Source organism: Pseudomonas sp. GXZC, assembly GCF_026967615.1.
Classification (GTDB): domain Bacteria; phylum Pseudomonadota; class Gammaproteobacteria; order Pseudomonadales; family Pseudomonadaceae; genus Aquipseudomonas; species Aquipseudomonas azotoformans_A.
Window position 1 is genome coordinate 6,110,299 of sequence record NZ_CP114115.1, and the last position, 20,478, is coordinate 6,130,776.

Here is a 20,478-nt window from a genome sequence, read left to right on the forward strand (position 1 = left end):
TTGAAGAGCCTGCGGGGGCCGCCGACATTAGGGGCCGCCCGCAAGCCGCTCAGTCAGCGTCGCTTGGCCATCTCATTGATGAAACGGTCGAACAGCGGCGCTACGTCGTTCGGGCCCGGGCTCGCTTCAGGGTGGCCCTGGAAGCTGAACGCGCTCTTGTCGGTGCGCTCGATGCCCTGCAGGGAGCCATCGAACAGCGACTTGTGAATGGCGCGCACGTTGCTCGGCAGGGTGGCTTCATCCACCGCAAAACCGTGGTTCTGGCTGGTGATCATCACGACGCCAGTGTCCAGGTCTTGTACCGGGTGGTTGGCACCGTGGTGGCCGTGGCCCATTTTCAGGGTCTTGGCGCCGGAGGCCAGGGCCAGCAGTTGGTGACCGAGGCAGATACCGAATACCGGAATCTCGGTTTCCAGCACGTCCTTGATCGCCTGGATGGCATAGTCGCATGGCTCAGGGTCACCTGGGCCGTTGGACAGGAACACGCCGTCCGGCTGCAAGGCGAGTACGTCGCTGGCAGGCGTTTGCGCCGGCACCACGGTCACGCGACAGCCGCGCTCGACCAGCATGCGCAGGATGTTGTACTTGACGCCGTAGTCGTAGGCCACAACGTGATAAGGCAGGTCAGCAGCTTCGATGGTCGCATGGCTGTCGGTCTTCAAGTCCCAGACAGTCGAGCGCCATTCGTACTTCTCTTTGACGCTGACGACTTTCGCCAGGTCCATGCCTTTCAGGCCTGGGAAACCTTGCGCTGCGGCAATCGCCGCCTCTTCGGAGATATTGTCACCGACAATGATGCAGCCGTTCTGCGAGCCTTTTTCACGCAGGATGCGCGTGAGGCGGCGGGTATCGATACCGGCGATCGCCACAACATTGTTGGCTTTCAGGTAATCGGACAGCGACATCGTGTTACGCCAGTTGCTCGCGACCAGTGGCAGGTCACGAATCACCAGACCGGCCGACCAGACGCAATCAGACTCGACGTCTTCCGGTGTAGTACCGGTATTGCCGATGTGCGGATAGGTCAAGGTAACGATCTGTTGGGCGTAGGAAGGATCGGTAAGGATTTCCTGATAGCCGGTCATGGCAGTGTTAAACACTACCTCTCCAACGGTCTGACCGTCGGCTCCAATGGCTTCGCCGCGAAAAATGCTGCCATCAGCAAGGGCGAGTATGGCTGGCTTAGTCAAGAAGACCTCCCGTAAATAAAGCCTGAAAGGGCGATCGCAGGTGTAAAAAAGCGGAGTGACGTATGGACACGTCACTCCGCTTATTCACTGAATTATTCTGCGCGCTTTTAGTGAACACACTAAAGCTGTAGCTTACAGAAAAAGGCTTTTTTGGTCCACCGCTAATGAGCCTTAAAGGCAGGTGAATGCGACAGGACGTCGCTTAGCGGGTAAAAACGGGGCCCTAGCATAAGCTTGAGGCCCCGTTTTAGCTACAGATCAGTGCAGATCCAGCACATCGCGCATGTCATACAGACCAGGCGTACGACCTTCCAACCAGAGCGCAGCACGTACCGCACCCTTGGCAAACGTCATGCGACTGGAGGCTTTGTGCGTGATTTCCAGGCGCTCACCTTCAGTGGCGAACAACACGGTGTGATCACCCACTACATCGCCGCCACGCACCGTCGCAAAACCAATGGTGTCACGCGCACGCGCACCGGTATGGCCTTCGCGACCGTACACCGCCACTTTCGACAGGTCTCGGCCCAGCGCATCGGCAATCGCCTCACCCATGCGCAGCGCAGTGCCCGACGGCGCATCGATCTTGTGGCGATGGTGAGTCTCAATGATCTCGATATCCGCCTCATCCCCCAGCACGCGAGCAGCCAGATCCAGCAGCTTGAGCGACAGGTTCACACCGACGCTGAAGTTAGCAGCGAAGACAACAGGAATATCTTTGCCCGCTTCCACCAATAACTGCTTCTGCTCAGCCGTCAAACCCGTGGTACCGATAACCATGGCCTTGCCCGCCTTGCGGCAGAAGGCCAGGTTTTTCAGCATCACGTCCGGCAGAGTGAAGTCGATCAGCACGTCGAACTCGTCCGCCACCTGCTCCAGGTTGCCGGACAACGAAACGCCGATGCGCCCCAACGAGGCCAACTCACCGGCATCCGCACCAATCAACGTGCTGCCCGGGCGAACGATCGCCGCGGTCAGCCCGGAGGCCGGTGAGCGCTGCTGCACCGCCTCGACCAGCGTCTTACCCATGCGCCCGGCAGCGCCCATTACGGCTATACGTCGCATACTCAATTCCTTACAGGTCGCCGAAGAAGCGCTTCACACCATCGAAAAAGCCCGCAGTCTTCGGCGAGTGAGAGTCATCACCTTCCATCGAGCTGCGGAACTCTTCAAGCAATTCGCGCTGACGGCGATTCAGGTTGACCGGCGTTTCCACCGCCACACGGCACATCAGGTCACCAGCTCCGCCGCCGCGCACCGGCGCAACGCCTTTGCCACGGATACGGAACTGCTTGCCGGTCTGGGTGCCTTCAGGGATCTTGAGCTTGACTCGACCGTCGAGGGTCGGAATTTCCAGCTCGCCACCCAAGGCGGCATCGACAAAGCTGATCGGCACTTCACAGAACAGGTGCTTGCCGTCACGCTGGAAGATCGAGTGCTCGCGCACATTGATCACCACGTACAGGTCGCCCGTCGGACCGCCTTGAGTACCGGCCTCGCCTTCACCCGACAGACGAATGCGATCACCGGTATCCACGCCCGCCGGCACTTTCACCGAAAGGGTTTTGTACTCTTCGACACGGCCTTCGCCGTGGCACGAGTCGCACGGATCGGAAATGATCTTGCCCTGTCCATGGCAGCGCGGGCAGGTCTGCTGCACCGAGAAAAAGCCCTGCTGCATGCGGACCTGGCCAATACCGCCGCACGTCGGGCACGTGATCGGCGAGGAGCCCTTCTTGGCACCCGAACCATCACACGGCTTGCAGTTCACCAGCGTCGGCACACGGATATTGACGCTGGTGCCGCGCACGGCTTCTTCCAGGTTCAATTCCAGGGTGTAGCGCAAATCGCTGCCACGCTGGGCGCCGCCACGCTGACCACCGCGGCCACCGCCGAAGAAGTCGCTGAATACGTCACCGAAAATATCGGAGAAGTTCTGACCACCAAACCCCGCACCGCCGCCACCCATGCTCGGGTCGACACCGGCATGGCCATACTGGTCGTAGGCCGCACGCTTGTTGGGATCAGACAGACATTCGTAGGCCTCATTGGCCTCTTTGAACATTTCTTCGGATTCTTTGCTATCCGGATTACGGTCCGGGTGGTGCTTCATCGCCAGGCGACGGTAGGCCTTCTTCAGGTCCGCCTCGCTGGAGCCGCGCTCCACACCCAATACTTCGTAATAGTCACGCTTTGCCATAAGTCTTTGCACTCTTATAGGACGTTCAGCCAGACCCTCCTGAGCCTTGCCAAACTCGTTGAGCCCCAATACAGGCCCGGACCCAACTCACGTCAATTCAACGATCCTGGTCATTACTACTTTTAGCCAGGTACCCGGCCAAAAATGCGGTATTTACTGCTCGGAAAGCAGGAGCATTCCCGATCACACCGCCAGCATCCGAACGCTGTCGCATGCTGTAAAAATTCGCATACCCCAGACACGCCAACGCGGGAGCAAGCTCCCGCGCGGCGACATCCTACCAGTCACCGCTTGATAGCGGTCAACCGGGCGACCAACTTACTTCTGGTCTTTGACTTCTTCGAACTCGGCATCGACAACGTCGTCGTGCTTGGCTTCAGGCTCAGCCTGTTGCGCAGCACCGTCAGCTGGCTGACCTTGTTCGGCGTACATTTTCTGCGCCACTGGAGCGGAGACTTTCGACAGCTCTTCGATCTTGGCTTCGATAGCGGCCTTGTCGTCGCCTTTGACAGCGGCTTCCAGGGCAACCACAGCAGCTTCGATTGCAGTCTTCTCTTCAGCAGTCACTTTATCGCCCGCATCAGCGACCATTTTGCGTGTCGAGTGAACCAGTGCATCACCCTGGTTACGGGCGCCAGCCAGTTCAGCAAACTTGGCATCCGCATCAGCGTTGGCTTCAGCATCACGGATCATCTGTTGAATTTCTTCATCAGACAGACCGGAGTTGGCCTTGATGGTGATCTTCTGCTCTTTGCCAGTTGCCTTGTCTTTCGCGCCGACGTGCAGGATGCCGTTGGCGTCGATGTCGAAGGTCACTTCAATTTGCGGCACGCCACGTGGTGCTGGTGGAATCTCGGCCAGGTCGAACTTGCCCAGGGACTTGTTCTGAGCAGCCTGCTTACGCTCACCTTGCAGCACGTGAATGGTCACGGCGCCTTGGTTGTCATCGGCAGTCGAGAACACTTGCGATTTCTTGGTAGGAATCGTGGTGTTTTTCTCGATCAGCGCGGTCATCACGCCGCCCATGGTTTCGATACCCAGGGTCAGCGGGCTGACGTCCAGCAGCAGCACGTCTTTCACGTCGCCAGCCAATACCGCACCCTGGATGGCAGCACCCATGGCAACCGCTTCGTCCGGGTTCACGTCTTTACGTGCTTCTTTACCGAAGAACTCGGTCACTTTCTGCTGAACCAGTGGCATACGGGTCTGACCGCCCACCAGGATCACGTCGTTGATGGAACCAACGTCGATACCGGCGTCTTTCAGCGCGATGCGGCAAGGTTCGATGGTGCGCTGAACCAGGTCTTCAACCAGCGCTTCCAACTTGGCGCGAGAAATCTTCACGTTCAAGTGCTTAGGACCGGTGGCATCTGCAGTGATGTACGGCAGGTTCACGTCGGTCGACATGCTCGAGGACAGCTCGATCTTGGCTTTCTCAGCAGCTTCTTTCAGGCGCTGCATCGCCAGCGGATCACCCTTGAGGTTCATGCCGCTTTCTTTCTTGAATTCGTCAACGAGGTAGTCGATCAGACGAATGTCAAAGTCTTCACCGCCCAGGAAAGTGTCGCCGTTGGTGGCCAACACTTCGAACTGATGCTCGCCGTCAACTTCAGCGATCTCGATGACCGACACGTCGAACGTACCACCACCCAGGTCATAAACGATCACAGTGTGGTCGCCTTTGGCCTTGTCCATACCGTAAGCCAGGGCAGCTGCGGTAGGTTCGTTGATGATACGTTTTACGTCCAGGCCCGCGATGCGGCCGGCGTCTTTGGTCGCCTGGCGCTGGCTGTCGTTGAAGTAGGCCGGAACGGTGATCACCGCTTCGGTCACGGTTTCACCCAGGTAGTCTTCGGCGGTCTTCTTCATCTTTTTCAAGACTTCAGCCGAGATCTGCGGTGCCGACATTTTGTTGCCATTTACTTCAACCCAGGCGTCACCGTTGTCAGCCTTGGCGATTTTGTAAGGCACCATCTTGATGTCTTTCTGTACGACTTCTTCGTCGAACTTACGACCGATCAGACGCTTTACCGCATACAGGGTGTTGTGCGGGTTGGTCACAGCCTGGCGCTTGGCCGACTGACCAACGAGGATCTCGCCATCATTTGCGTAAGCAATGATCGACGGCGTGGTGCGCGCGCCTTCGGCGTTTTCGATTACTTTGGCTTTGCCGTTTTCCATGACGGAGACACAGGAGTTGGTGGTCCCCAGGTCGATACCGATAATTTTACCCATGATTTACTCTCCCGAAACTTGAATTTGGTTGCCGCAGCAGTGGTGGCTAACTGCGGTAGCACTTAAACGCTTGACTTATAGATGGGGGCTTTGCAGCGTATTTCAAGCCTGCTCATCAATAGAAGGCGAAACCGGTGCAGGCGCCTTGCTCACGACGACCATCGCCGGGCGCAGCAGGCGACCATTGAGCAGATAACCCTTCTGGAACGTTTTGAGCACGCTGTTCGGCTCCAGGTCATGGCTTTCCTGCATGGCCATGGCTTGGTGATGCTCAGCGTTGAACGGCTCGCCGCCTTGTGGATCGATCGCTTCCAGCTGATAACGCTTCAGGGTGTCCTGGAACATTTTCAGGGTCAGTTCGATCCCTTCGCGCATCGGGCGGATGTTTTCGTCGTCCGGGTTGGACAATTCAAGGCCACGCTCCAGGCTGTCGATGATCGGCAGCAAGTCATTGGCGAATTTTTCCAACGCGAATTTGTGAGCCTTTTCTACATCCTGCTCAGCACGGCGGCGGACGTTCTGCAGATCAGCGGCAACACGCAAAGACTGGTCCTGCGCAGCGGCCAATTGCTCTTCGAGCACTTGCACACGAGTCGCCAGCTCATCGCCGACAGCCGAATTGGCGTCTGGAGTTTGCGTATCCTGCGTCTGTTCGTCAGCCATAGTTTTCTCCTTTCAAAATCATGCGCGAACTCACCTCGCGCTTCTGTTCCGGTATATGGGGCCACAATTTCCAGGTTCAAGGGCGCAGGCGTTACCAAAAGTCTTTCGACTGACCTTCATCAATTCCTGCGTGGTCATTCCTGGTTGCGCTTAAAAATATCCAGATTCAAGCAAATCGAGCTAAGCGCCAGGATTGTCAGCGCCGAACAAAACACTGTATAAATAACCAGACCTAAAGCCTGGGAGCGGCCGTCATGCTCGTGCACCTGTCCGTACATAACTACGCCATCGTTGAACACCTGGATCTCGAACTGGATCGCGGGATGAGCGTAATCACAGGCGAAACCGGCGCCGGCAAGTCGATCATGCTCGACGCCCTGGGCTTGACCCTGGGTGATCGCGCCGACAGTGGCGTGGTGCGCCCCGGTGCAGACAAGGCCGACATCCTGGCCACCTTCGACCTGGCGGATATTCCCGAGGCGGAGGCCTGGCTGGCCGAGCGCGACCTTAATAATGAAGGGCCGTGCATCCTGCGCCGGGTCATCACGGCGGAAGGCCGCTCACGTGGGTATATCAACGGTACGCCCTGCCCGCTTGGCGACTTAAAGGCCCTGGGCGAACTGTTGATCGATATCCACAGCCAGCATGAACATCAATCCCTGCTGAAAACCGACACCCATCGCCGCCTGCTTGATGAGTACGCCGGCGCCACAGACCTGGCCCGCCAGGTGCAACTCGCCGCCCAGCGCTGGCGCCAGACTCGCCAGGAGCTGGAGCGACTCTCCAACTCCGGCGATGAACAACGCGCCCGCCATCAATTGCTCAGCTATCAACTCGAAGAGCTGGAAAGCCTGGGCCTGGGCGAAACCGAACTGGAGCAGCTTGAGCAGGAACACAAGAACCTCACCAACGCGGAAACCCTGCTGGGCATTTGCCGCCAGGTGGTAGAGCAATGCAGTGAGAGTGACTCCGGCAATGTGCTCAACGCACTGACCGCCAGCCTCAATCGCCTGTCCAGTGTGAACAGCGCCTCCGGCTCACTGAGCGAGGCCACCACCTTGCTGACCAGCGCACAGATTCAAGTAGAGGAAGCCGTCGGTGAGTTGAATCGCTTTCTGGACCACTTCGATGCCGACCCGGCGCGCCTGCAGGAGATAGAAGAACGCCTCGACACCATCTATACCCTGGCGCGCAAACATCGCATCCAGCCCACCGAAGTGGCGACGATGCAGCAAAAACTGCTGGATGAAATCGAGACCCTGAACGCCAACGATGAATCCATCGAGCGCCTGGGCGACGAGCTTGCCTCTTTTGCTCGCCACTATCAGGAGAAGGCGCGCGAACTCAGCGACTTGCGCCAGCAAGCAGCGACGGGCCTGGCCAGCGCAGTGGAGTTGGAGATCCAACGCCTGGGCATGCCTGGCGGGCGCTTCACCATTGAATTGCGCACCAACGCGAGTAACGAACTGCAGCCCCACGGGCTGGAGCAGGTCGAGCTACTGGTCAGCGCCAACCCTGGGCAGCCGCTCAAAGCGCTGGCAAAAGTGGCCTCCGGCGGTGAGCTGTCGCGCATCAGCCTGGCCATCCAGGTAATCACTGCGCAAACCTCTCGGGTGCCAACGCTGGTATTCGACGAAGTTGATGTGGGGATTGGTGGGCCGACGGCAGAAATTGTTGGCCAATTGTTGCGACGCCTGGGGGATAGAGGCCAGGTGCTGACAGTCACCCACTTGCCGCAAGTGGCGGCCCAGGGGCATCAGCACCTGTTTGTACACAAGGTACGCGGCAGCGATGCAACACACACAGCCGTGTCCAAGCTGAATAAGTCGGAACGCGTTGAAGAAGTGGCGCGCATGCTCGGCGGGATCGATTTGACCAAGGAGTCGTTGGCGCACGCGAAGAAAATGGTCGTGGCGGCAAAAGCCTGATCGGATAATTTTCGCTTCTTATAGAAAGCACGAAGGCGACCCTAGGGTCGCCTTCGATCGTTTTGCAGAGAGAATCTGCAGCGCTTGTTACTTTTTCTTACGGATGTACAGGACCAGATTATGGTCAACCAGATCGAAGCCATGTTCCTCAGCAATCTTGTGCTGCAGCGCTTCGATTTCCGGGCTGGTGAACTCGATAACCTCATTGGTATCCAGGTCCACCATGTGATCGTGATGACCACCGTCAGCCAGTTCAAATACTGCATGACCGCCGTCGAAATTATGACGAACCACCAGCCCTGCGGCTTCAAACTGGGTCAGTACACGGTAAACCGTGGCCAGGCCGACGTCCTCGTTAGACTCCATCAGCGCCTTGTAGACATCCTCGGCACTCATGTGACGCTGCTCAGCAGAATCGAGCATTTGTAGAATCTTGACTCGTGGCAGAGTCACTTTGAGACCGGCTTTGCGTAGTTCGCTATTTTCAACCATGGTTAGCTTTCTCGCGGATGCTGCTTCGCAGCTTCTCTTAATACGGGTATGATCGGCGTTTACGTTGTCCCAGCCAAGATAGTGGAAGTCGCCCACCGATGCAAAACACCAAGCTCTTGCTAACCAGTTTCACCTTTGTGGGACTGCTCGCACTCGCCGGTTGTTCATTCCCCGGGGTTTACAAAATCGACATCCAGCAGGGCAATGTCGTCACGCAGGACATGATAGACCAGTTACGCCCCGGAATGACCCGACGGCAAGTACGGTTTATCATGGGTAACCCCCTGCTGACCGACACTTTCCATGCCGATCGCTGGGATTATCTCTACAGCCTGCAGCCTGGTGGCGGTGAACGCCAACAGGAGCGCGTCAGTGTCATTTTCAATGGCAATGACCAGCTTGTCAGCCTGTCCGGTGACTTCATGCCCGGCGTGAGCCGTGATGAAGCCTTGCTCGGTAAGGACAACGGCACCAACGTCACTGCACCTGCGCAGGAAGGCGAGAAGCCGAAATCCGAAGTGCCGGCCAAGCCAGGCTCTCTGCTCGACAAGATCCAGAAAGACGTCGACGGTGTGGAAACGGTTCCCGTCCCGACGCCACAGCCTCTGGACACCAGCCCGCAGTAAGTGTGCGGTGCTCAACAAAAAGCCCGGCACGCCGGGCTTTTTGTTGCCTGCCAATTGGTGGCCGACCTATGAATTCTGTTGCTTGGCCAGCGCCGCCTTGGCTGCGCGCAACCTGCGTATTTCTTTAGGGTCTGCCAGCAAGGGACGGTAAATCTCAATGCGATCACCCGCCTGCACACAACGCACTTCAGCGTCCGCGACCACTTTGCCGAATATACCTAAAACGCAGTCAGCCAGATCCAACTCGGGGAATTGCGCTGCAATGCCTGACGCTTGCACCGCAGAACGCAGACTGGTGCCAGCCGGCACCGTCACCGCCAGCAGTACTTGGCGATCTACTGCGGCGTACACCACTTCAATCTCAACCATGCAGTTGCTTGGCTCGCTGACAGAATGCATCCACCAGCGTATTGGCCGCCTGATTGAACAAAGGCCCCAAGGTCGCGCGCACGATAGGCCCGGCGTAATCAAAGGAAAGGTCCAGGCTGATCTTGCAGGCTTTGTCCGTCAGCGCCTTAAACACCCATACACCATGCAGTTGGGTAAAGGGCCCCTCCTGCAAATTCATTTCAATGGATTTCCCAGGCACCAGCACATTGCGCGTCACAAAGTGCTGGCTCAGGCCGCCCTTCGCCACCCCGACACTAGCGACCATGTGCTCATCACTGCTTTCCAGCACCTCGGCCGTTGAGCACCACGGCAGGAATTCCGGGTAACGCGCCACGTCGTTGACCAGGTCATAGAGCGCCTGTGCCGGATAGGGCAGCAGCGCCGAACGTTGAATATGCGTCGTCATGTGTGCGTTATTTCCACTGCTGAGGCAAAACATCGCGAAAGAAGAGCCCGATCCGCGAAAGAAAAAAACCAGATAACTGCCCGCATTGTCCGGGATTCGTCCAACACGCTCAAGCACGCAGGTTGACCGTAGCCGACAGCCTCGCAACTCCCTATAATGCCGCCCCTATGGCTAAACAAAAGAAACACCCTACAGGGACCATCGCGCAAAATAAAAAGGCGCGACACGATTACTTCATCGAACATCGGTTCGAGGCTGGTCTGGTCCTGGCCGGCTGGGAAGTAAAGAGTCTGCGTGCCAGCAAGCTGCAACTGGTCGACAGTTATGTGCTGCTCAAGGACGGCGAGGCATGGCTGCTTGGCAGTCATATCACCCCGCTGACCACCGCGAGCACCCACGTGATTGCCGATCCGGTGCGCACGCGCAAGCTGCTGCTCAATGCCCGCGAACTGGAAAAGCTCGCTGCCGCCGTACAGCAGAAGGGCTATGCCTGCGTCTGCCTGTCCTGGTACTGGAGCAAGCACCTGGTCAAGTGCGAGATCGCCTTGGGCAAGGGCAAGAAGGAATACGACAAGCGCGATACCGAGCGTGAGCGCGACTCCAATCGCGAACTGCATCGCGCCGTGCGCAATAAGGGCAAGGAAGACTGATCCTTGCTGTGATGTAGCCTTGGGAGCCGCCCTTGGCTACATCCCCTTGCGCCGCTCCGCACGCGCCACGCGCTGAACTTCCTGACGCACTTCTTCCAACACTTCCTGCACATACAGCAGATGACGTGTTGAGACTTCCCGCGCCTGCTCGGCCCGCCCCTCGATAATCGCCAGGTACAGATCCCGGTGCTGGCTGATCAGCATGTCGCGGGTTTCCGTACGCTGCTGGTACATGCCACCGATGTTGGTCACCACGTTGCGCTTGAGCAGGTCGAACAGACCGCGAATGGTGTGCAGCAACACGGCGTTATGGCTGGCCTCGGCAATCGCCAAGTGAAACCGCGCATCTGCTGCGCCCTCCTCGGCCCGACTCACCTCATCGAACCGGGTGTAGCAATCCTGTAGCGCTTCGAAGGCCGCCGTAAGCCGCTCACGATCAACCTCCGTCGCGCGCAACGCAGCGTAGTAGGCGCAGGAGGCCTCAAGGGTTTGACGAAACTCCAGCAGATCACGCTGAGCCTCGGGGTTGTTCTCCAGCAGGTGCAACAGCGGATCACTGAACGTGGAACCCAAAGATTCGGCCACGTAGTTACCACCGCCCTGGCGGCTGACGAGCAAACCTTTGGCTGACAGCTTCTGGATCGCCTCCCGCAAAGAAGGGCGCGACACCCCGAATTGCTCAGCCAACGCGCGTTCGGCCGGCAAGCGCTCGCCCGACTTCAGCGTGCCCTCAAGGATCATCCCCTCAAGCTGCTCGACGATGTCATCGGACAAACGGCGCTGACGCACCTGATCAAACCCCATCACTTATTCTCCACCATCCCGACCACGCGCCGGGCCTCTATTCTCGCCTATCGCAGCGCTTGCAGCACCTATCAGAACGCCCTCGTTTCGCCCGATCAGCACACCCTGCCCACCCACTTACGACCAAAGTTTCGCGGGCGGCAAATTGACACACCCCTGCCAAGGCTTTTACTCTAGCCCACAGCGGTTGTAAATTGGTATTACCAATTATCCAAGCTGACCAAACAACAACAATCAGGGGCCACCCCACTATGCAAACCTGGCAACAGCTCTACAGCCCACTCGGCAGTCTCGGCCTGTCCGCATTGGCGGCCGTTATTCCGATCGTATTCTTCTTCCTGGCCTTGGCTGTGTTCCGCCTCAAAGGCCATGTGGCTGGCAGCATCACCTTGGCGCTGTCAATATTGGTGGCGATCTTTGCCTTCCAGATGCCCGTGGACATGGCACTGGCCGCCGCCGGTTACGGGTTTGCCTACGGCCTGTGGCCTATCGCGTGGATCATCGTCGCGGCGGTGTTCCTCTACAAACTCACGGTCAAAAGCGGCCAGTTCGAGATCATCCGCAGCTCGGTCCTGTCGATCACTGACGACCAACGTCTGCAAGTGCTGCTGATCGGCTTCTGCTTCGGCGCCTTCCTCGAGGGTGCGGCCGGTTTCGGTGCGCCCGTAGCAATCACCGCGGCACTGCTGGTCGGCCTGGGCTTCAACCCGCTGTACGCCGCCGGCCTGTGCTTGATTGCCAACACCGCTCCCGTAGCCTTTGGTGCACTGGGCATCCCGATTATCGTTGCGGGCCAGGTGACCGGCATCGACGCGTTCAAGATCGGCGCCATGACCGGTCGCCAACTGCCGCTGCTGTCGCTGTTCGTGCCGTTCTGGCTGGTGTTCATGATGGACGGCGTGCGTGGCGTACGTGAAACCTGGCCCGCTGCGCTGGTCGCCGGTTTGAGCTTTGCCATCACCCAGTACTTCACCTCCAACTTCATCGGCCCGGAACTGCCGGACATCACCTCGGCCCTGGCCAGCCTGATTTCCCTGACGCTGTTCCTGAAAATCTGGCAGCCCAAACGCACCGCAGGTGCCCAGATTGCAGGCGCCACTTCCAGCGCCGCAGTCACTGCCAGCGCCGGCGGTTTCGGCCTGCCACGCAACACCATCGTCTCGCCCTACAGCCTCGGGCAGATTTTCAAGGCTTGGTCGCCGTTCCTGATTCTCACCGTATTGGTCACCATCTGGACCCTCAAGCCGTTCAAGGCGATGTTTGCTGCCGGGGGCTCGATGTACAGCTGGGTGTTCAACTTCGCAATCCCGCACCTGGATCAACTGGTGATCAAGGTCGCGCCAATCGTGACCAACCCCACCGCGATCCCGGCCGTATTCAAACTCGACCCGATTTCGGCAACCGGCACTGCGATTTTCTTCTCTGCGCTGGTCTCGATGCTGGTACTGAAAATCGACATCAAGACTGGTCTTACCACTTTAAAAGAGACCTTCTACGAACTGCGCTGGCCGATCCTGTCGATCGGGATGGTGCTGGCCTTCGCCTTCGTCACCAACTACTCCGGCATGTCTTCGACCATGGCACTGGTATTGGCTGGCACTGGCGCAGCCTTCCCGTTCTTCTCGCCGTTCCTGGGATGGCTTGGGGTTTTCCTGACGGGCTCCGACACTTCGTCCAACGCCCTGTTCAGCTCGTTGCAGGCCACCACCGCGCACCAGATCGGCGTCAATGACACCCTGCTGGTCGCTGCCAACACCAGCGGCGGCGTCACCGGCAAGATGATCTCGCCTCAATCCATCGCCGTGGCGTGCGCCGCTACCGGCTTGGTGGGCAAGGAGTCCGACCTGTTCCGCTTCACCCTCAAGCACAGCTTGTTCTTTGCCACTATCGTCGGGTTGATCACCTTGGCCCAGGCCTACTGGTTCACCGGTATGCTGGTGCACTAAGACCTGCACGTAATGCCGCCGGATACGATTCCGGCGTCAGCTATTTCTGGAGGACCGATGAGCCTGCCTGCTGCTTTCCTGAGCGACGTCGCACAACTGATCCCGAAAGATCGACGTTTCGACGACCCCCTTTCCACCCTCGCTTTCGGCACCGACGCCAGCTTTTACCGACTGATCCCACAACTGGTGATCCGCGTGGAGTCAGAAGACGAAGTCGTTGCCTTGCTGCAACTGGCTCAGCGCGACCACGTACCGGTGACCTTCCGCGCCGCCGGCACCAGCCTGTCCGGGCAAGCCATCAGCGATTCGGTGCTGATCGTGCTGGGCGACAATTGGAATGGCCGCGAGATTCGTGGGCAAGGCACGCAAATCCGCCTGCAACCGGGAGTGATCGGTGCCCAGGCCAATGCGTGGCTGGCGCCGTTCGGGCGCAAGATCGGGCCGGACCCGGCGTCGATCAACGCCTGCAAGATCGGCGGTATCGTCGCCAACAATGCCAGCGGCATGTGCTGCGGCACCGCGCAGAACACCTACCACACCTTGGCCGGCATACGCCTGGTACTGGCTGACGGCAGCCGCTTGGATACCGAAGACGCCACCAGCGTCAAAGCGTTTCGTGAACAACACAGCGCGCTGCTGGAGCGGCTGGCGACATTGGGTCGCGAGACGCGGGCCAATGCCGAATTAGCAGCCAAGATTCGCCACAAGTACCGTCTGAAAAACACCACCGGGCTGTCGCTCAATGCCCTGGTGGATTTCGATGAGCCGTTGGATATCCTCAGCCATCTGCTGGTGGGCTCCGAGGGCACCCTTGGGTTTATCAGCGCGGTCACCTACGACACCGTCATAGACCACCCGAACAAAGCCTCGGCGTTGATTGTGTTTCCAGATGTCGAGACCTGCTGCAACGCGGTCACCGTGCTCAAAACCCAGCCAGTCTCGGCCGTCGAGCTGCTGGACCGACGCAGCATGCGCTCGGTACAAAACAAGCCAGGCATGCCTGCTTTCGTACAGCAACTTTCGGAAAATGCCTGCGCCCTGTTGATCGAGTCCCGCGCAGCATCATCGACGTTGTTGCGTGAGCAACTGGCGCTGATCATGGCCTCCCTGGCCCCATTCCCGGTAGAAAAACAGGTCGACTTCACCGAAGACCCCACCGAGAACGCTCGCCTGTGGGCAATCCGCAAAGACACCTTCCCTGCCGTCGGCGCCGTGCGCAAAACCGGCACCACCGTGATCATCGAAGACGTGACCTTCCCGGTTGAACAACTGGCAATCGGCGTCAATCGCCTGATCGCACTGTTCGACAAACATCACTACGACGAAGCGATACTTTTCGGACACGCACTGGAAGGCAATCTGCATTTCGTGTTCACCCAAGGCTTCAACAGCGCGGAAGAAGTCACACGCTACCAAGCGTTCATGGACGACGTGGCGCAACTGGTGGCCGTCGAGTTTGGAGGCTCGCTTAAAGCCGAACACGGCACCGGGCGCAACATGGCGCCGTTCGTGGAGCTGGAATGGGGCAGCGACGCCTATCAATTGATGTGGCAACTCAAACGCCTGCTCGACCCCAACGGCATCCTCAACCCGGACGTGGTGCTCAGCGAAGACCCGCAAATCCACCTCAAGCACCTCAAGCCGCTACCCGCCGCTGATGAGCTTGTGGATAAGTGCATCGAATGCGGCTTCTGTGAACCGGTGTGCCCGTCGAAAGGCCTGACCTTGAGCCCGCGCCAGCGCATCGTGATCTGGCGCGACATCCAGGCGAAGAAACGCGCCGGTGTCGACACCACTGAGTTGGAAGCGGCATATCACTACCAGGGCATCGACACCTGCGCCGCGACCGGCCTCTGCGCCCAGCGCTGCCCTGTGGGAATCAATACCGGCGATCTGGTGAAAAAACTGCGCAGCCGTGACGCCGACCGTACGAAAACCGCCGAGTGGCTCGCCACCCACTTCTCCACCGCGCTGCAAGGCGCGCGCTTTACCCTGCATGTGGCCAATGGCGCTCGGATGCTGCTCGGCGCACCGCGTCTGGCGAAGCTATCGGCCCGCGTGACCCAGCTGTCCAAGGGGCAAATCCCGCAGTGGACCAACGCCATGCCGCAGCCGGAAAAAGCCATCCGCTTCAGCCCGGCGGTGACGGACGAACGACCACGGGTGGTCTACCTGGCCGCCTGCGTTTCACGCGCCATGGGTCCGTCAGCGGGGGATAAAGAACAAATGTCGCTGTACGACAAAACCCGCGGCCTGCTGGAAAAAGCCGGTTACCAAGTCGTGTTCCCCGACAATCAGGACAGCCTGTGCTGCGGCCAGCCTTTCGCCTCCAAAGGCTACGCCGAACAGGCCGAACACAAGCGCCAGGAGCTGATCGGCGCCCTGCTGCACGCCAGCCGTGGCGGGCTCGACCCGATCTACTGCGACACCAGCCCCTGCACCCTGCGCCTGGTGCAGGACCTGGGCGAAACGCGCCTGGACCTTTACGACCCCGTACGTTTTATCCGCACCCATCTGATGAACCGCCTCGACTTCACGCCCCAGGAAGCACCCATCGCCGTACACGTCACCTGCAGCACCCAGCACCTGGGCGAAAGCCAGGCCCTGATCGACCTGGCCCGGCGCTGCTCCAACACCGTGGTCATCCCGGAAGGCATTCATTGCTGCGGGTTTGCCGGTGACAAGGGCTTCACCACGCCGGAACTCAACGCCCACTCACTGCGCACCCTCAAGGACGCGGTGCAATATTGCAGCGAAGGCATCTCCACCAGCCGCACTTGCGAGATCGGCCTGAGCCAGCACGGCGGTATTGATTATCACGGGTTAGTCTACCTGGTTGACCGCGTCACCCAAGCCCGCGCTCATTAATCCTGCAAAAAAACAGAACCCCTGCGCGCTGGCGTAGTCATCTGCATAGGCCTCGACAAACGAGGCTCATCAGTGATGTCGCTGGCAGCCGTTAAACGCCAGCAGCGTCGAGCCCTTTTGCGCAAGGAGATACTCTATGAAGCGTTCCGCTCTTGCTGGCTTGTTCATTACCGCTGCGATGCTGGCCTCCCCTGCTTTTGCGGCGGGCGATAAAGACCTGTGCCAGATCAATCTGGACAAAATCAACAACGGTAAAGCGCTGCTCGCCACTGACACCAGCGGCAAAAGCGGCGAGATAGACACTGCCGTCTCCTCGGCCAAGGCCGCCCACGCCGCTGGGGATGACAAGAAGTGCATCGAGATCACCTCGAAGGCACTGCAAGACCTGCAAAACAGCGAAAAAGGCGGCCAGTAGCCCGATCAGTCACGGAAGGCAAACCTTCGGGTTGGCCTTCCGTGACGGTTTGGCGTACACTGCAAAGGCTTGTCACTCACTATGAAACAACGAGTTACAAGCACGGGGCCGTTTAGGATTCGACGCCGGTCGCGAAACTTTAGGTGCATGCCGAGTTGGTAACAGAACTCGTAAATCCACTGTTGCAACTTCTTATAGTTGCCAATGACGAAAACTACGGCCAGGAATTCGCTCTCGCTGCGTAAGCAGCCTTAGCCCTGAGCTTCTGGTACCTTCGGGTCCAGCAATCACCAGGGGATGTCTGTAAACCCAAAGTGATTGTCATATAGAACAGAATCGCCGTGCAGTACGTTGTGGACGAAGCGGCTAAAACTTACACAACTCGCCCAAAGCACCCTGCCCTTCGGGTCGCTGAGGGTTAACTTAATAGAAACGGCTACGCATGTAGTACCGACAGCGGAGTACTGGCGGACGGGGGTTCAAATCCCCCCGGCTCCACCAATTCGAAGCATCGACAGAACCCGCCTAGTGCGGGTTTTGTTGTTTCTGGGGCTTGGAAAGCCCGACAGGATGAACCTTCAGAATTTTCCTTCAAGCTATCGCGCCCTTGATGAACTGGCGCAACCCCCGCCACAACGCTAACTTCCTCCAGCCGCTGCTCATCAGCGACCGGCTTTGACAGGCCGAAAAGTGTAACCTTTCACACCCCTTGATAAGACGGCATGCTTTGCGCGTCCCGTTTCGTTCATGGCGGCTGTGCGTGGGGCATCTTCGGGTGCGCCGGGTTCCTACACTTCCGGTCTGTCAACCCGCGTACAGCTGCCACCCATTCCTGTTTGACAGCAGGGGGCGGTAGCTCCTTAAACAGTGTGGGAGCTTCATCATGAAAAAGATCACCCCCAATCCCCCCTCCGCAAATCTCTTTACAATCTCTCCGGACATCACCTGCGAAACCCTGCTGATCCAAGCCAGCGAAACCCTCGCCTCACTCAACGCCATGACCACCGACCTGGCCTTCGAACTCGAAGGTGCCAGCCGTCACAAGCTGCTGGCCAGCCAGCAGTTGATCGTGCTGAGCGAACTGTTGGTAGAGCGAGTACTGGTCCTCACCCAAGACACACCAGCATTCCAATGACAAAAAAGGCCGAGGAAACTCGGCCTTTTGCTGTCATCTGCTTCAGAAATCCCAACGCGTCGTGACCATCACGTTGCGCGGGTCACCGTAATACGCTGAGTCATAGAAGCCGATGTTGGTGAAGTACTTCTTGTCGAACAGGTTGTTGACGTTAAGCGTGGCCGACAGGTTCTGGGTCAGTTGATAGCGCGCCATCACGTCCACCAGCCAGTATGGGTCCTGGGTGAATTTTTCTGAGCGGCCGCCACCGGGATAACCCCAGTTGCGCACGGTTTGCCAGCCGGCGCTCTGCCAGCGTGTGCCACCACCGAGGGTGAGTTTGTCCAGGCGGCCTTGGAGTTTGTAGCTGGTGTAGAAGGTGACCTGATCTTCGGGCTCCCAGGTCGCCACCTTTTTGCCGTCGGCATCGCGGGCGATCTTGTGGGTGTAACCGGCTTGCAACTGCCAGCCTGGCGCGAGCTCGCCGGAGATTTCGGCTTCGTAGCCTTTGGTTTTGCTCTCGGTGCCCATGTACGCGTAGTCGACGGCGGGCTGCGAGTTCCAGGCGGTATCGGCGATGGGGCGATTGGTCTCGTGTACTTCAAAGTAGGCGAGGCTGGCGTTCAGGCGGCCATCGAAGAATTCGCCCTTGAGGCCTATCTCGTAGTTTTTGCCCTCATCGGGTTGAAGCATGGTGTTGGTTCGATCGCGATACTGGGTCTGCGGCTTGAAGATTTCGGTGTAGCTGGCGTAGGCGGTGAAGTTTTCGTTGAGGTCGTACGTCAGGCCGGCGTACGGCACTACCTTGCCGCTTTCTTCGGTGTCGCTGGTGCCGGTGACCTGATAGTTGGCAACCCGCGTACCCAGTAACAGGTGCAGCGCGTCGGTCAGGCTGAAGCGCCCGGTGACATAGGTGCCGGACTGGCGGGTGATTTCGTCACTGAAGCGGGAGGCCTTGCCCCACGCAGGCTCGATAGCCTCGCCGTGCCAGTTGTAGAAATCATAGGAGTTGTCGAAGTAGACGGGGTTACGGTAGTCCTTGCCCTTCCACCGTGAGCTGGAAACGGACTGCCCGATCACCAGTTCATGCTCACGCCCGAACAGCTCGAACGGCCCCGACGCGTACACATCCAGGCTGTCGCTGGTGGTGTCGCCGGTGTATTTGGCTGCATAGATCGAACTGGCTGTCGCGGAATCCTGGGAAATGTAGCCCAGCGGTGCGTCATAGCCGTTGACCTGATGGTTGTACTGGCCTTTGGTGACCCAGCCGTTGTCGAAGCTGTGTTCCAGGGTGGCGAATACGGTGTGGCTGTATTGTTGCCATGAGCCCCATTTCGGCCCGTTGTTGAACGAGCGCGGCAGGTCGAGCTTGTTGCCGGTGGCGTCGAAGATGGTGCGGGTGCCGGTCCAGCTGGAACCTTTGGGGTCGCTGTCCTGGTAGTCGGCGCCCAGGGTCAGCAGGGTGTCCGGGGTCAGGTCGACTTCGAGGATGCCGTAGAGCACGCTGGTCTTGCGCGAATAGTGATCGAGGAACGATTTTTTGTCCTGATAGGCGGCCACTGCGCGACCGCGCACGTTACCGGTTTCAGTCAGGGGACCGCTGACGTCGACCTGTGAGCGATAGTTATCCCAGGAGCCCGCGCCCAGTTCAATGCTGCTCTTGAACTCGGAAGTCGGCTTTTTGCGGATCAGGTTGATGGTGCCGCCAGGGCCGCCGGCACCGGTGAGCAGGCCGGTAGCGCCCTTCAGCACTTCGACGCGGTCGTAGATCGCCATGTCCGTCATGGTCTGGCCCGCTGAGTATTGGGCATCACGCAGGGTCGGTATGCCGTCGTACTGGAAGTTCTCGATAGAGAAACCGCGCGAGTAATAGTTGGTGCGCTCGGTGTCGTAGGTCGACACGGTGATGCCCGGCGTGTGGCGCATCACGTCGTCGATGGACTTGAGGCCGAAGTCATCCATGACCTGGCGGGTGACCACCGAGATCGATTGCGGAGTCTCCCGCGGTGTCAGCACCAGGCGCGTGGCCGTGGCAATGGTGCCAGGGGTGTACGAGCCCGTGCCCTCGGTGACAGTGCCCAGTTGGTTGGCGCTGACTTGGGTGGTTTGCAATTCCACCTTGCCGTCCTGGGAGACCGGTTTGGCCACCACGCGATAGCCGCCCGGCTCACGCTCTGCCTGTAAATTCGCTGGGGCCAGCAGGCGCTCAAGGCCTTCATCCACAGAGAAACTGCCCTTCAAACCCTTGCTCTGAATGCCGGCAGCCAGCGCGGAATCGATACCGATCATCACACCCGCTTGCTGCCCAAACGCACCCAACACACGGTCAAGGCTGCCGGGCGAAATGTCATACGCTTGAGGCTGGGATTGTTCCTGGGCGGGCGCCGCCGTGGCGGCCATGACACTGTGACTGGCGGTTGCCACCGATAAGCCGAGGATAACGGTGCGCAAAGCGCTGACGCGGCTGAGCATAAAGACTGTCCTGTCGTGAAAGGGTTGGGTGGACGCTTTTTTCTGCGTCTTACCCGTCTTGATGCTCGAGACTCAAAAA

The 20,478-nt window shown here is 58.8% G+C and carries 17 protein-coding genes and 1 other RNA gene; 8 read left to right on the top strand and 10 right to left on the bottom strand.

Going from position 1 to position 20,478, the window contains the following annotated elements:
- Window positions 1–53 precede the first annotated feature (53 nt).
- From carA to grpE, 5 genes are all read right to left on the bottom strand, one after another.
- Window positions 54–1,190: a glutamine-hydrolyzing carbamoyl-phosphate synthase small subunit gene (carA, locus tag OZ428_RS28865; protein WP_269132053.1), complete on the bottom strand. Its 1,137-nt coding sequence runs from the start codon at window positions 1,188–1,190 to the stop codon at window positions 54–56.
- 258 nt (window positions 1,191–1,448) lie between these two features.
- Complete coding sequence (dapB, locus tag OZ428_RS28870; RefSeq protein ID WP_033898256.1) at window positions 1,449–2,255, bottom strand: 4-hydroxy-tetrahydrodipicolinate reductase; 807 nt, start codon at window positions 2,253–2,255, stop codon at window positions 1,449–1,451.
- 10 nt (window positions 2,256–2,265) lie between these two features.
- Window positions 2,266–3,390, bottom strand: coding sequence for a molecular chaperone DnaJ (gene dnaJ, locus OZ428_RS28875; RefSeq protein WP_016976814.1), 1,125 nt, complete (start codon window positions 3,388–3,390; stop codon window positions 2,266–2,268).
- A gap of 318 nt (window positions 3,391–3,708) precedes the next feature.
- Window positions 3,709–5,625, bottom strand: a complete 1,917-nt coding sequence (gene dnaK, locus OZ428_RS28880; protein WP_025857104.1) for a molecular chaperone DnaK — start codon at window positions 5,623–5,625, stop codon at window positions 3,709–3,711.
- A gap of 102 nt (window positions 5,626–5,727) precedes the next feature.
- Window positions 5,728–6,288: a nucleotide exchange factor GrpE gene (gene grpE / locus OZ428_RS28885; protein ID WP_016976812.1), complete on the bottom strand. Its 561-nt coding sequence runs from the start codon at window positions 6,286–6,288 to the stop codon at window positions 5,728–5,730.
- A gap of 254 nt (window positions 6,289–6,542) precedes the next feature.
- Between grpE and recN the strand changes: the two genes are divergently transcribed.
- Window positions 6,543–8,216 (top strand): DNA repair protein RecN, encoded by a 1,674-nt coding sequence (gene recN, locus OZ428_RS28890; protein WP_033898255.1) that lies wholly within the window; start codon window positions 6,543–6,545, stop codon window positions 8,214–8,216.
- Window positions 8,217–8,303: 87 nt separating this feature from the next.
- On the opposite strand, the gene fur is transcribed toward recN, so the two are convergent.
- Complete coding sequence (gene fur / locus OZ428_RS28895) at window positions 8,304–8,708, bottom strand: ferric iron uptake transcriptional regulator (RefSeq protein ID WP_003194220.1); 405 nt, start codon at window positions 8,706–8,708, stop codon at window positions 8,304–8,306.
- Between the two features lie 98 nt (window positions 8,709–8,806).
- On the opposite strand from fur, the gene OZ428_RS28900 reads away from it, so the two are divergent.
- Entirely contained in the window at window positions 8,807–9,334 is a 528-nt protein-coding gene (locus OZ428_RS28900; protein ID WP_016976810.1) for an outer membrane protein assembly factor BamE, read from the top strand.
- Between the two features lie 66 nt (window positions 9,335–9,400).
- Here OZ428_RS28900 and OZ428_RS28905 read toward each other — a convergent pair whose 3' ends face one another.
- Together OZ428_RS28905 and OZ428_RS28910 are read right to left on the bottom strand one after the other, a co-directional pair.
- Window positions 9,401–9,703 (bottom strand): RnfH family protein, encoded by a 303-nt coding sequence (locus OZ428_RS28905; RefSeq protein WP_269132054.1) that lies wholly within the window; start codon window positions 9,701–9,703, stop codon window positions 9,401–9,403.
- The gene (locus OZ428_RS28910; RefSeq protein WP_005791512.1) at window positions 9,696–10,130 is read right to left on the bottom strand and encodes a type II toxin-antitoxin system RatA family toxin; all 435 of its coding nucleotides are present in this window, start codon (window positions 10,128–10,130) and stop codon (window positions 9,696–9,698) included. Before OZ428_RS28910 ends, OZ428_RS28905 begins: the two co-directional genes overlap by 8 nt.
- Window positions 10,131–10,297: 167 nt before the next feature.
- Between OZ428_RS28910 and smpB the strand changes: the two genes are divergently transcribed.
- Entirely contained in the window at window positions 10,298–10,780 is a 483-nt protein-coding gene (gene smpB, locus OZ428_RS28915; RefSeq protein WP_005791513.1) for an SsrA-binding protein SmpB, read from the top strand.
- 36 nt (window positions 10,781–10,816) lie between these two features.
- On the opposite strand, the gene OZ428_RS28920 is transcribed toward smpB, so the two are convergent.
- Entirely contained in the window at window positions 10,817–11,584 is a 768-nt protein-coding gene (locus tag OZ428_RS28920; protein WP_269132055.1) for a GntR family transcriptional regulator, read from the bottom strand.
- 251 nt (window positions 11,585–11,835) lie between these two features.
- Between OZ428_RS28920 and OZ428_RS28925 the strand changes: the two genes are divergently transcribed.
- The 5 genes from OZ428_RS28925 (at window position 11,836) to OZ428_RS28945 (ending at window position 17,948) form a co-directional block, all read left to right on the top strand.
- Window positions 11,836–13,530, top strand: coding sequence for a lactate permease LctP family transporter (locus OZ428_RS28925; RefSeq protein WP_038843793.1), 1,695 nt, complete (start codon window positions 11,836–11,838; stop codon window positions 13,528–13,530).
- A 57-nt stretch (window positions 13,531–13,587) separates the two neighbouring features.
- On the top strand, window positions 13,588–16,398 hold the full coding sequence (locus tag OZ428_RS28930) for an FAD-binding and (Fe-S)-binding domain-containing protein (protein ID WP_269132056.1): 2,811 nt from the start codon (window positions 13,588–13,590) through the stop codon (window positions 16,396–16,398).
- A 136-nt stretch (window positions 16,399–16,534) separates the two neighbouring features.
- Window positions 16,535–16,813, top strand: coding sequence for a hypothetical protein (locus OZ428_RS28935; RefSeq protein WP_033898249.1), 279 nt, complete (start codon window positions 16,535–16,537; stop codon window positions 16,811–16,813).
- Window positions 16,814–16,917: 104 nt separating this feature from the next.
- Window positions 16,918–17,314, top strand: a transfer-messenger RNA (tmRNA) gene (ssrA, locus tag OZ428_RS28940).
- Between the two features lie 382 nt (window positions 17,315–17,696).
- Window positions 17,697–17,948, top strand: coding sequence for a DUF6124 family protein (locus tag OZ428_RS28945; RefSeq protein WP_061434217.1), 252 nt, complete (start codon window positions 17,697–17,699; stop codon window positions 17,946–17,948).
- Window positions 17,949–17,990: 42 nt separating this feature from the next.
- Here the strand turns inward: OZ428_RS28945 and OZ428_RS28950 are convergent, their stop codons facing one another.
- Window positions 17,991–20,399 carry a TonB-dependent siderophore receptor gene (locus tag OZ428_RS28950; protein WP_330911131.1) on the bottom strand — a complete coding sequence of 803 codons (2,409 nt, stop codon included), beginning with the start codon at window positions 20,397–20,399 and terminating at the stop codon, window positions 17,991–17,993.
- Window positions 20,400–20,478: the final 79 nt, after the last annotated feature.